This window comes from Nitrosomonas marina (assembly GCF_900111605.1).
Taxonomy (GTDB): domain Bacteria; phylum Pseudomonadota; class Gammaproteobacteria; order Burkholderiales; family Nitrosomonadaceae; genus Nitrosomonas; species Nitrosomonas marina_A.
Window position 1 is genome coordinate 57673 of sequence record NZ_FOIA01000007.1, and the last position, 13129, is coordinate 70801.

A 13129-nucleotide genomic window follows, 5' to 3' on the forward strand; every position below is an offset into this window, starting at 1 on the left:
TCTTGCGAAACAATTAACAACAAGCTGTTTTTGTGATAATCAGGGCTTGCAGAAATGGATGCAACCATGAATTAAACCTTCTCGGGCGTACTATTGCCAGGTCAATGCCGAAGAGTGTCTGAAAGAGCTGGGGTAACAGGAAATCCAAAAGCAATTGCCATAACAGACACGCTATGTTTATAAAATCTGTGAACCCGATTTGAAACTTGTTCTCAAAGGGTATTTCTCGTTTGCTTACGCAGGTTATGACGCTTGAAACTCTTGTGTGTATAAAATATGCAATGATATTGTGAGTTTGTCCACTTTTAACAGACGTTTAACCTTAGTCACTGATTGAGTGTAATGTAATAGTACGATTTGGAACCTATTCGGAAAAGGTGAAAGGTGTGGCGCGAAGCGCATGATTACAAATAAGTATTTATTAGAAAAAAGAAAACAGCGTGTCACTTTACGCTCAGGTTTAATTGCCGGACTGTTGAAGGCAAGGTAGAGAGATTTTTACACAGCAAGAGATTGTTTCGTACAATAACACCCTGCCATGATATTTGCTTTGGATACATTATGATTGGTTCATCGAAAACTATAAGCATGCATCAAAATGAGTTCTGAAAATATTCTCAAAGAAGCATTTACACAGCTTTGCCGTGAACTCGAACAGCAGATTATCGGACAGCGGGTGCTGGTACAACGGTTACTGCTGACATTATTGTGTGACGGCCACCTGTTACTGGAGGGAGCACCGGGACTTGCCAAAACACGTGCGATTAAATCGCTTGCCCGGGGTCTCGAGGCGGATTTTCACCGTATCCAGTTCACGCCTGATTTATTACCGGCTGATTTGACTGGCAGTGATGTTTATCATCCAGAAACCGGCAGTTTTTCCTTCAACGAAGGCCCCTTGTTTCATAATGTGATTCTTGCCGACGAAATCAACCGCGCGCCTGCCAAGGTGCAATCTGCTCTGCTTGAAGCGATGGAAGAGCGGCAGGTGACTGTCGGCGCGACCAGCTATCCGTTGCCGCCGTTATTTCTGGTGATGGCTACGCAGAACCCGATTGAACAGGAAGGGACCTATCCGTTGCCAGAAGCGCAACTCGACCGTTTCCTGCTGCATGTGCGTGTTGACTATCCGGACAGACACGCCAGCCGAAAAATTCTGCAAGTAGTTCGGCATGAAGCGCTTTGCGCACTGGAGCACAAAGTGCCTCTTGAGCTTCGAAAAGTAACGCAGAAACAGGTTTTTACTGCCCGGCGTGAAATTATGCAGCTGCATCTGGCCGAGGCCGTGGAGGAATATATCGTGGAGATCATCGAGACAACCCGTAATCCCGGTCAATACGGGCAGGAGTTGTCCAGCTGGATACGCTGGGGTGCGAGCCCTCGCGGTGCGATTGCCATTGAGCGTGCAGCGCGTTCTATGGCCTGGTTGGCCGAGCGTGATTTTGTGACGCCTGAGGATGTGCAGAATGTTGCGCCAGATGCGCTACGCCACCGGATTTTGCTGAATTATGAGGCGGAAGCGGATGGCATCACTGCCCAACAATGTATTGACCAGATATTAGCCAGTGTGCCGGCGCCATGAGCGAAGGTGTTACCCTGAAACTCGAAAACCTGATCCGCATGCGTGCAGCTGCGCGAGGCCTGGAACTCGGTGCGCGCAGGCGCGTTTTGTCGAGACAGGCGGGTGGCTATCTTTCTGTTTATCATGGCAGGGGCATGGAATTTGATGAAGTGCGCGCATACCAGGCCGGTGATGATGCACGAACTATCGACTGGCGTGTAACAGCACGGCGCGGACGTCCGCATACCAAACTGTTTCGTGAAGAACGCGAGCGCCCGGTACTGTTTCTCGTCGATCTGCATCCGGGCATGCTTTTTGGCAGTCGCGTGCAGTACAAATCTGTGCTTGCGGGCAGGTTATGTGCAATACTTGGCTGGGCTGCCGTCAATGCGGGTGACCGTGTTGGCGGTATTGTTCAGGGGGCAGACGGGCATCGCGAAATTTATCCGGCTACACGCGAGGTCGGATTGTTATCGATGCTGAAAGCGATGGTACAATTGCAACCCACAAGGCCGGGCGATATGATAAACGGTCGTCTGGACGACGCACTCGCCCGGATGGTTCGAATTGTTCTGCCAGGCAGCATGGTTGTGATTTTCAGTGATTTCAGGGAGCTTGGAAACAGTGCTGAGAAATACCTGAGTGCCTTGGTGCGTCATAATGATGTGATTGGTGCATTACTTTACGATCCGCTGGAAGCGACGCCTCCGCCACCAGGCCTGTACCACCTTGGTACCAGCCGGCATTATATGACTGTCGATACAGGCCGTGCGTCTGCTTTCGGACAGTGGCAGAGGCAATATCAGTTGCATTGTGAAAAAATCCGCAGCATCTGTTCGCGCCATGCCATTCACTTTATGAAAATCGCCACGACCGACCCTATGGTTCCTGCTTTGCGCTCGGGTTTGGCCCGTCAAAATAAAATCAATGATTGAAGATCCGCTTGCAGCGCTGCGTCCACTGCATACGCCCATGCCTGTTAGCTGGTGGCCACCTGCGCCGGGCTGGTGGATTGCCGTGTTGCTGTTAACAGTGTGCAGTATTTTGATTTATCGTTACAGAAAAAAACGTGTCGCACAGCGTGCAGCGCTTTATGAGCTGAAATGGCTGGCCAGTAACCGGAATGATGTTAAGCAGCCTGCCTCGCGTTTGAATCAACTGCTGAAACGGTATGCACTGGTCTGCTGGCCTGCAAAAGAAGTTGCAGGACTATCCGGCCAGTCCTGGCTTGCTTTTCTTGATCACAATGGCGGCAACGGGCGGTTTTCCAACGGACCCGGCCGTTTGCTGTTATCAGGCCCATATCAAGAGGTGCACGCTGATCTGGATGAACTGATCGATCTGGCGCGTCAGTGGATTAAAACGAACCTGCCGAAATAAGTGAAGGATGTTTGAATTTGCATGGCCCTGGATGTTTCTATGTTTACCGTTACCCTGGCTTTTCAGGCATTTTCTGCCGCCTGCTACAAGCGTTAATCGGGGTGTTTTATTTGTACCGTTTGTTGACTCCATTTCAGACGGTTTTGCTGAAACGCGTCGACAGTCGATACGTTCGCCGCGCTTGTGGGGATTGTTCATATGCTGGCTGCTGCTGGTCACTGCCGCGGCCAGGCCGCAATGGATTGGTGAGGAAACTGAACTTCCCGAGACCGGGCGCGATTTGATTCTGGCAGTCGATGTGTCCGGCAGTATGGAGATTGCTGATATGGGTGATGGGCATGCCAACCGTATGGATGTTGTCAAACAGGTGGCCGGTGACTTCATCCGTCGCCGCGAGGGGGACCGTATCGGGTTGATTCTGTTTGGCAGCGAGGCTTATCTGCAGACACCGATGACGTTCGATCACGCAACCGTTGCAAACCTGCTGCAGGGTACCGCAATCGGGATTGCCGGACGCGAAACAGCGATCGGCGATGCTATCGGCATGGCGATCAAACATCTGAAAGGTTTGCGGCATGATGCCGAAGATGCTGTGCTGGTGCTGCTGACTGATGGCGCCAATAACGCAGGTCATGTGCAGCCACGCAAAGCTGCCGAGCTTGCTCAACAACAGGGATTGCGTATTTACACCATTGGTGTGGGCGGCGAAGCGCACGAGATGCAGACCCTGTTTGGTATGCGTATGGTGAATCCTGCATCAGATCTGGATGAAGCGACGTTGCAAATGATTGCCGACTTGACCGGCGGAAAGTATTTTCGCGCTACCGACCGGGATACGCTTCAGGATATCTACCGTCAGCTGGACCGCCTCGAACCTACGATAGAGGGTGGTCGTCTCGTTCGCCCCACGTCTGAACTTTTTGTCTGGCCACTCGGTCTCGGATTGTTAATGAGTTTTTTGCTCGTGCAATACATATGGAGAATGAAATAAAGAACCCGCGTTAATGTTATGAACGAATTTCATTTCTTGCGTCCATTATGGTTCCTGGCGTTGATACCGGTCATATGGCTGCTCATATTGCTCTGGCGCAGACAATCGGCCGGCGAAGCCTGGCGTAAGGTTATTGACCGGCAGCTGTTGTCCGGTTTGTGGCTGGAGAAGCCTGGCCGATCGGCGCGTTTGCCATTGTTGATACTCGCCGCTGGCTGGGTGTTGACCATCTGCGCACTTGCGGGTCCGGTATGGGAACGCCAGCCCGAGGCTGTCTGGCAAGCGCAATTATCGCGGATTCTGATACTCGATTTATCACCGTCGATGGACGCGCGCGACCTGATACCCTCGCGTCTGGAGCGTGCGCGTTTCAAGGTCATGGATATACTTGAACGTTCCAGGGAAGGACGTACCGGTATGGTCGTATTTGCCGGTGAGCCGCATATCGTTACACCGCTCACCGAGGATATCAGAACCATTCAGAATCTGGTCACGGCATTACGGACGGATATCATGCCGGTAAGTGGTGATTATGCTGCACCGGCTTTGCAGATGGCGATGGAATTGCTGAATCTGAAAGGCATACGCGCAGGTGAATTACTATTGATTACCGACGGGATTGAAGATCCGGCGGCAGCCCTGTCTCAGGCGAGGGAATTACATGCCCAGGGGCACACACTTTCCGTGCTGGGTATCGGCACGGAACTGGGCGGCGCGATTGTGCGTGATGGTATTACCGAAGTAATTCGCTTTGATCCGGCACCGCTCCAGGAACTTGCACGCGCAGGCGGTGGCACATTCAGCAGGCTGACGACTGATGACCGGGATTTAAACCGTTTGTTATCGGAAGCATCCCCTGCGGGTGATTTTGAGCAAATGTCAGATGGCGCTGGCGGGATCGAACGTTGGGTGGAAAGTGGTGTCTGGCTGTTGCCTGTTATTGTGTTGCTGGCCGCTGTATCATTCCGGCGGGGCTGGTTGCTGGGGTATGCGTTATTTTTCGTTGCGCCACCGCCTGGTCACGCCTTTGGCTGGCAGGACTTATGGTTACGAGCTGATCAACAGGCGTACAGATATTTACAGGAGGGCGATCCGCAGGCCGCCGCGCAGCAGTTTCGAGATCCGAACTGGCGTGGTACGGCGTTGTACGAAGCTGGTGAATTTGAAGCTGCCGCAAAAGCGTTTGCCGAGTCAGATGATCCTGAAGCACTTTATAACCGGGGCAATGCACTTGCGCGCGCGGGTGAGATTGAGCAGGCCATGAAAGCTTATCGCGACGTATTACAGGAAAATCCCGCGCATGACGACGCACAAGCCAATCTCGAATTGCTGGAGAAACTGCTGCAAGACCAAGAACTGGACGATGAACCGGCGCATCAAAATGATGAAAGCGAACAGGATGAAAAAAAAGAGGATAAAAAGGAAAACGGCGATGAGCACAATGAAGAGAGTGGCTCAGAAAACGATTCGGAACAAAACAACATGACGCCGTCTGAAGACGAAGCGCAAATCGACAATAACCAGGCTGATGGTGATAGCAGCGAGTCCCATGTTGATGATAGTCGGCGCGAATCGCAGCCCATTGATCCGCAGCAATCAGATAATGACGATCAATATCCGGAAGATCAGCAGGTTACCCAGCCGGATGCGTCAATCCATGATGACAGGAACGATGAGAATGAACCGCTGTCAAGCGAGGAAGAGCTGGCGCTGGAACAGTGGCTGCGGCAGATTCCCGAGGACCCTGCCGGCCTGCTGCGCCGAAAATTCATGTTGGAACATCATCAGCGAAAACAGAAATGAGCCAAATAAAATACTTCTTTTATTCCATCATGTTTCTGTTTTGCCTGCTATTGGGGCCTGTACAGGCTGTCGCGGCGTTGACCGCACAATTGGACCGCGAGCGCATAACCGAGGGTGAGACTGTACGGTTGACCATCGAGGCCGCCGGTCAGATATCAACTATGCCCGATACGCGCGCACTGGAGCAGGATTTCGAAATCGCCGGTACCATGAGTGGCAGCCGCGTCAACATTATCAATGGCAAAATGGATTCACGCACGACCTGGACGATTTCACTGATTCCCCTGCGTAGCGGTCAATTGACCATTCCACCGTTGCAGATTAACAATGAGTATACGCCTGAACTGACCCTGCAGGTGGTGGCAGCGTCTGCCGGCAACGAGCCCGATACAGCTGCACCGATTTTTCTGGAAACCAGCGTTGACAAAACCGATCCCTATGTACAGGGAATGGTTCGGTATACCCAGCGCGTGTTTTTTGCTGTCAATCTGGCACAGGGCAGCTTGAGCGAACCTGAACATGAAAACATGCTGGTGCGTAAGGTCGGTGAAGATCGTGAGTATACAACCCTGCGTAATGGCCGGAGTTACACGGTGATTGAACGCGAGTTTGTGGTTTTTCCACAGGTCAGTGGCAAACTGGTGATTCCGTCCGCGGTTCTGAATGCACAAATACCGGAAGCCTCCAATCGACAGGATCCTTTTTTTGACCGTTTCTTTTCCAGTACTCGTCCGGTCCGGTTACGTGGAGAAGCGATTACGCTGGATGTTCGGCCACGTCCTGATCAAAGTAAATCACCCTACTGGTTGCCTTCCGAAGCCGTTGAACTGCACGAAACCTGGGAACCTGAAGACAGCCAAATCAATATTGGCGAACCGGTTACGCGCAACATTTCCATTACAGCGCTGGGTGTGACGGGCGAACAACTGCCTGAACTAAAATTGACAGACCCCGAGGGTTTCAAGCTCTATCCCGACCGTGCGCAATCGAGAACGCAAAACCAGTCGGGCACAGTCCAGGGAGAAAAAACACTGCGCCTGGCATACATGCCCACACAACCCGGAAAACATACCCTCCCGGCCATTACCTTACACTGGTGGGACACTGCCACTGACAGCGAACAGGTCGCTAAACTGCCGGAACGCACGGTGGAAGTGCTTCCTGCTGCGGGGCAACAACAGGAGGATGTCGCAACTAATATACCGGGTGTCGACTATGCGCAAAATCGTTCAACACAGCAATCCACAGAACGGGCAGGCAGCCAGCTGTTTCCGGCAGACCGAACGGGCCGCTTTACTGGTTCACCAACTGCTGGCGATTCCGGCTGGTTCTGGGTAGCGTTGCTATTTGCTACACTGTGGCTGATAACACTCGGCCTTTTCTGGCGCGTGCGCCGTATGCAACGTATGCAACTTCAGTCGGATGGCGCAGAAAAGCCACCCTTTGAAGAACTTGAAAATGCCAGGCAGGCCAGAAAACGGTTTCTCGCCGCCTGTCGGGGCAATAACCCGCAACAGGCGCGTCACTTCCTGCTCAAATGGGCCGCATGCCACTGGCACGATTCTCCACCCATAGGACTTGACGAGCTCTCATCACGTCTGAATGATCCGGCCATCGATGCAACGTTAACGCAACTGGATCGGGTTTTGTATCAGGATAACCAGGAAAGCTGGAATGGACGGGAACTGGCGAAACTGATTACTGAATTGCCGAAAACTGTTCATGCATCAAAAGATAAGAGGGGTGGTAGTGCTTTGCCGGAGTTGTATTCCTGAGAATCTGATCAAGATCTCACTGAAGAGTGTATACGTCGTTAAAATCGAACTTAAAGTGCTCGCATACTGTGTGTATGCTCCGCTTTTGAGTTCAATTTTGCCTTGTACTGCACTTCTTGATCGAGATCTTAAACAGGCTCTAAGAAAAATACTAATAATATCTGACATTTTATCGATGAGCGGCGTTGGAAATAACGTATCGGCGAATGATACGCTTTGGTGGGATAACGGGGGCAAACTTTTTAAAATAGATAAGTATCCTGGATTTCGTGTTCTCGGGGATCTAACGCGGTTTGTTAAAATCAAGGCTAAATTGACCAGATGCTATAAAACTTAAGGAGATATCATGAAGCTTGCCATAAAAGATGTCATTGTTGATGCAATACATTGCTTCATTTCGGACGTCTAATTCTAGTTATGCCGGACTTAAGAGCCGAATGACTACCCAATCAATAGCTAAGGAGTGGCGACTATTTCTAATCGAAAAGTTTTTGTGCGTAACTATAGAATGGCTTCAAATTTTGATGGCACTGACACGGTCCAAAATCCGATACTGGAAAATTTTCTTCCGTCGCTCCTGTATATAAAAATGACGTCAATACTTGACGAGGCATTAGAAGGGGGAAATCGAGAAGCACCATGGACGAATGCCAAAAAAGAATCCGTAAACTTTAGGAGGTAGAATCTCTTTCGCCTCCGACAATAATATGATCAATAACGGCGACAACCTCCATGATGTTAGAGGCCGTCGCAATGATACCGCTCACGAAATAAGTGCCACCGTTACCTGGGACGAACTAGCCCAATGGGATGGACTCTATTGTAATTTAATTGAATTCTGGAAACAGAAAATGGCAAGACCATTAAGAATAGAATTCCCCGGTGGTTTGTATCACGTCACCTCCCGTGGGGATCGCCGTGAGAATATCTATCTGGACGACGCTGACCGTATCAATTGGCTGACATTGTTCGCTCATGTTTGCAAACGGTTCAACTGGGTTTGTCATGCGTATTGCCTGATGGATAATCACTATCATATCGTTGTAGAAACGGTTGAAGGGAATCTGTCCAGGGGGATGCGGCAGTTAAATGGTGTCTATACGCAGACCTTTAATCGGTCTCACAATCGTATCGGGCATGTTTATCAAGGCCGTTACAAAGCCATTCTGGTGGAAAAAGACAGTTATCTGCTTGAACTGTCCCGCTATGTTGTGTTGAATCCTGTGCGGGCGGGTATAGTAAAAAATATCGATCAATGGACCTGGAGCAGTTATCCCGTCATGACCGGGGAAAGCAGTTGTCCCGAGTGGCTGCAAACAGACTGGCTGCTGGGACAGTTTGGTAAACAACGGAAGCGGGCTATTGCCGCGTATATGGATTTTGTTCGCGCAGGTGTGGGTTTGCCGAGTATTTGGGAAAACTTGTGTGGACAAATATATCTGGGCAAAGAAGCGTTTGTCAAAGAAATGCGGCAACAAGTGCAATCCGATCTGAACATCAGTGAAATTCCGCGTGCGCAGCGAAGAGCACAGGCCAGACCACTTTCGTATTATTCGAGATTTGGTGACAGAAATGAAGGAATTGCTGCAGCATATCAAACGGGTGATTATACGATGAAGGCTATTGCTGATGAATTTGGCGTGCATTATGCTACGGTTAGCCGGATAGTTAAAAAGGTAGAAGGCTAATGTGTATTGTATTGCAAGACCTGACCCCAAATTTCAAATTTATGACCCCAAATTTACAAATTTTTGATCCCAAATTTTCAAGACATAATTATCAGAATCAGATGTTTGAATGACAATCACAGATCGTAAACGCCTTCTGCACATCATTGTTGTTGTGTTCAGCTTGATTGTGGCTGATATGGTTTCTGCGGCCAATCCTGACGAGGATTTTTACACGTGGGCCGGTTTTGAAATGACGGGCAGTCTGCCTGCGCACAATCCTTACCTGAAAAACTTGCGATATAAATTATTTATGCAGGGGCGCTTCGGCGACAATTCGTCACAGTTCTCTCAGGGATTGATACGCGCAGGCACCGGCTATCAATTCAACGAGAAGGTCACAGCATGGCTTGGGTATGACTGGGTGCCGACCGGTCGGCCGCTGGCACTCAGTCCGTTTAACGACCATGCTGTTTGGCAGCAACTGTCGTGGAGTAACAGCTTTGCATTCGGCACATTAATCAGCAGAACGCGTTTAGAACAGCATTTTTTTGACGTTCCGGGTGGTTCAGATGCCGCGCATTTGTTTCGGCAGATGCTCAAACTGTCAATACCGGTACCAGTTGTTTCCCCAAGAATCGGTGTTGTTTTGTGGAACGAAATATTTGTCAATCTGAAAACGACGGCTGCAGGTATTAGAAGCGGGTATAACCAGAACCGGACATTTGCCGGATTCGGTTATCAGATAAACAAGATGATAACCTTGGAAACCGGTTATATGAATCAGCATATTAACAAGTCGAGCAGTCCGCGCCCCGATCTATTGCTTCATGTGTTATCGATTACGCTGCTGCTAAATTTTTAATTTCTCATATAGCAATGAATGGGGGGATTTCCACGTAAAAATCTGCTTTTTGATCCTTTTTGATCTTGAAAAAAGTTTGAAAAACCACATATCAACTGCAGTAGCGATTTCATCAATTTTTTATTAAAAGGAGATAAAAAATGGCAATTACGCGTTATGAACCCTGGGGTCTGCTAAGTCAATTGCAAAAGGAACTGGAACGTGGTGCTGCCGAAGGCTCGACTGCAACTGCCGAATGGGCGCCGGCCGTGGATATTAAAGAAGAAAAAGACAGGTTTGTTATTCACGCTGATATTCCGGGAGTAAAGCCGGAAGATATTGATATCAGCATGGAAAATGGTGTTCTCACCATAAAAGGTGAGAAGAAAACCGAAGCGGAAACGGAAAAAGATGGTTACAAACGTGTCGAACGGACATATGGTTCATTCTATCGTCGGTTTAGCCTGCCGGATACAGCAAATCCGGATGCGATTTCGGCTGTATCAAAGCATGGTGTGCTGGAGTTGACCATACCGAAAAAAGAACACGTGCAACCCAAAAAAATCAGTGTTTCTTCCGCTGAATAACAACTCCTGCCAACGAAAAGGAGTCGACACAGGCTCATCAATCGTCTGATTCGACTCCTTTTTCTTTATTTATTAAACCATGTCATAATTAGGCTTGGCAACAAGCCGCTTCGTTTTATCTGCTAATCAAGTACATTTCCTTTTTATGCCTTTAATTACGCTGGAGAAAGCCTGCCTGGCCTTCGGACATCATGCATTGCTGGATCAGGCCAATTTTCAGCTTGATCCGGGTGAACGTGTCGGTTTGATCGGCAGAAACGGCGGCGGCAAATCCAGTTTGTTGAAAATCCTGTCTGCTGCTATCAAGCTGGATGACGGCAGACTCTGGTGCGCGCCGGGTCTGAAAGTGGCGTATGTTGCACAGGAACCGGCCTTAACAGACACCAATACGGTTTATCAGGAAGTCTCAAACGGTCTGGGCGATATCAGCCAGGCGTTACTGGACTATCATACTGTCTCCCATGCGCTAACCGATAGTGAAAACGATACGGAATCGATGCTTGCACGGCTTCAGGAATTGCAAAATGCACTGGATGCGCAGGATGGGTGGAATATTCAGGCCAGAATTGAAACCGTTATTGATAAGCTGAGCCTGTCTGCAGACGCATGTATTGGGCAGTTGTCCGGCGGATTGAGAAAGCGGGTAGCATTGGCGCGTGCGCTTGTTATTTCACCCGATGTGCTGTTATTGGATGAACCGACTAACCACCTTGATTTTGCATCCATAGAATGGCTGGAAGTGTTTCTTCAGGGCTTTTCAGGCAGCGTTTTATTTATCACGCATGACAGGCGCTTTCTGGATAATGTGGCAACACGGATCATTGAACTCGATCGAGGTGTTTTGACATCATTTTCAGGAAATTTTGCTGCATATCAGTATAAAAAAAATGAAATTCTGGAAACAGAAGCGACGCAGCGACAGAAATTTGATAAGTTTCTTGCCGAAGAGGAAATATGGATACGCAAAGGTGTTCAGGCGCGATGTACGCGTAATGAAGGGCGAGTCAGGCGACTGGAAGCGCTGCGAAAGGAACGTGCGCAAAGAAGGGAACGTGTTGGCAAGGCCAGTCTTCAGGTAGGTGTGGGTGATCAGTCGGGTGAATTGGTTGCAGAATTGACACATGTCAGCAAGGCATTCGGCGATAAAACGATTATTGACGATTTTTCCTGCCGTATAATGCGCAAGGATCGTGTGGGGTTGCTGGGCCCCAACGGCGCAGGGAAGTCGACACTGCTAAAACTGATACTCGGTGACATGAAGCCGGACTCCGGACAGGTCCGGCAAGGGACCAAGTTGTCAATTGCTTATTTCGATCAGATGCGTGAACAGTTGGATGATGAAATGACATTAGCCGAGACCATCAGTCAGGGTTCTGAGTTCATCGAAATCAACGGCAAACGAAAACATGTGATCAGTTACCTGGAAGATTTTCTGTTCCCGCCGCAGCGCGCGCGTTCACGTGTTAAATCGCTTTCTGGCGGAGAACGCAATCGCTTGTTGCTGGCACGTTTGTTTACCCGACCGGCCAATATTCTCATACTGGATGAGCCGACAAACGATCTGGATATTGAAACGCTGGAATTACTGGAAGAGCTGCTGCAGAATTATGCTGGCACGCTTTTTCTGGTCAGCCATGATCGAGAATTTCTTGACAATGTCGTCACTCAGGTCATTGTCTTTGAAGGTCGAGGCGTGTTACGCGAATATGTTGGGGGTTACGCCGAATGGCTCCAGGGACAACTAATTGAGAAACCGGCGATTGCAACTGACAATGCGGTCAAACAGACCGAGAAGCATCCTACTCCAGGTAAAAAAACAGATAAATCATTATCACGAACTGAAAAGCTGAGTTATCAGGAAACCCGGGAGCTAAATACTTTACCGGATAAAATTGACACACTCGAACGGGAACAGGCCAATATCGCCCAGTGTTTAAACAATGCCGATATTTACCGGAATAATCCAGATGAAGCAAAAACACTGCAGTTACGCTTCTCAGCCATAGAAAAAGAGCTGGCCGAATGTCTCGAAAGATGGGAAGAACTGGAAGCAAAATCGTGTAAAATCAATCAGAGAATCTGATGGCATGCAAGGGCAATTTCCCTATAAACAACATGGACATAGTTCGTTTTTTCATTGACCAAATTGAGCACTTCGTATAAAGTCTAGCTTTTGAGAGGAGGAGGCTTACAATGAAACAAAAAATAATGATTAATTTATTACTTGCCTCGAGCATGCTTTTCTTTTTATCAGGCAATGCTCAAGCTGAAGGTGATGCGGCTGCGGGAAAGGAATTGAATTCAATGTGTGTTGGCTGTCATGGAATTGAGGGATATCGTACTGCTTTCCCTACAACTTATCATGTTCCCAAGATTGGCGGGCAACATGCTGAATATATTGTCAAATCACTTGAAGGCTACAGAGATGGCACACGCAGTCACCCTTCCATGACGGCGTTAGCAAAAACTCTTTCAGATCAGGACATTAAAGATCTAGCTGCTTTCTACGCAAATAACTAAT

Annotated in this window: 11 protein-coding genes; all 11 read left to right on the forward strand. The window is 49.1% G+C overall.

Features of this window, described 5'->3' with window-relative positions; genetic code table 11:
- Positions 1–598: 598 nt before the first annotated feature.
- Complete coding sequence (locus BMY62_RS04690; RefSeq protein WP_090657166.1) at positions 599–1582, forward strand: AAA family ATPase; 984 nt, start codon at positions 599–601, stop codon at positions 1580–1582.
- Positions 1579–2496: a DUF58 domain-containing protein gene (locus BMY62_RS04695; protein WP_090657168.1), complete on the forward strand. Its 918-nt coding sequence runs from the start codon at positions 1579–1581 to the stop codon at positions 2494–2496. Before BMY62_RS04690 ends, BMY62_RS04695 begins: the two co-directional genes overlap by 4 nt.
- Positions 2489–2941, forward strand: coding sequence for a DUF4381 domain-containing protein (locus BMY62_RS04700; RefSeq protein WP_090657170.1), 453 nt, complete (start codon positions 2489–2491; stop codon positions 2939–2941). The genes BMY62_RS04695 and BMY62_RS04700 overlap by 8 nt, the downstream gene beginning before the upstream one ends.
- A gap of 7 nt (positions 2942–2948) precedes the next feature.
- Positions 2949–3932, forward strand: coding sequence for a vWA domain-containing protein (locus BMY62_RS04705; protein WP_090657172.1), 984 nt, complete (start codon positions 2949–2951; stop codon positions 3930–3932).
- A gap of 18 nt (positions 3933–3950) precedes the next feature.
- Positions 3951–5735 (forward strand): vWA domain-containing protein, encoded by a 1785-nt coding sequence (locus BMY62_RS04710; protein ID WP_090657174.1) that lies wholly within the window; start codon positions 3951–3953, stop codon positions 5733–5735.
- Positions 5732–7510: a BatD family protein gene (locus tag BMY62_RS04715; protein ID WP_090657176.1), complete on the forward strand. Its 1779-nt coding sequence runs from the start codon at positions 5732–5734 to the stop codon at positions 7508–7510. Before BMY62_RS04710 ends, BMY62_RS04715 begins: the two co-directional genes overlap by 4 nt.
- A gap of 707 nt (positions 7511–8217) precedes the next feature.
- Positions 8218–9198: a transposase gene (locus BMY62_RS04730; RefSeq protein ID WP_256207418.1), complete on the forward strand. Its 981-nt coding sequence runs from the start codon at positions 8218–8220 to the stop codon at positions 9196–9198.
- A 109-nt stretch (positions 9199–9307) separates the two neighbouring features.
- Positions 9308–10042: a DUF2490 domain-containing protein gene (locus BMY62_RS04735; RefSeq protein WP_090657182.1), complete on the forward strand. Its 735-nt coding sequence runs from the start codon at positions 9308–9310 to the stop codon at positions 10040–10042.
- 140 nt (positions 10043–10182) lie between these two features.
- Positions 10183–10608, forward strand: a complete 426-nt coding sequence (locus BMY62_RS04740) for an Hsp20/alpha crystallin family protein (RefSeq protein WP_090657184.1) — start codon at positions 10183–10185, stop codon at positions 10606–10608.
- A gap of 145 nt (positions 10609–10753) precedes the next feature.
- Positions 10754–12691, forward strand: a complete 1938-nt coding sequence (locus BMY62_RS04745) for an ATP-binding cassette domain-containing protein (RefSeq protein ID WP_090657186.1) — start codon at positions 10754–10756, stop codon at positions 12689–12691.
- A 110-nt stretch (positions 12692–12801) separates the two neighbouring features.
- A complete protein-coding gene (locus BMY62_RS04750) occupies positions 12802–13128 on the forward strand; it encodes a c-type cytochrome (RefSeq protein ID WP_090657188.1) in 327 nt (108 codons plus the stop codon).
- The last annotated feature ends 1 nt before the right edge of the window (position 13129 follow it).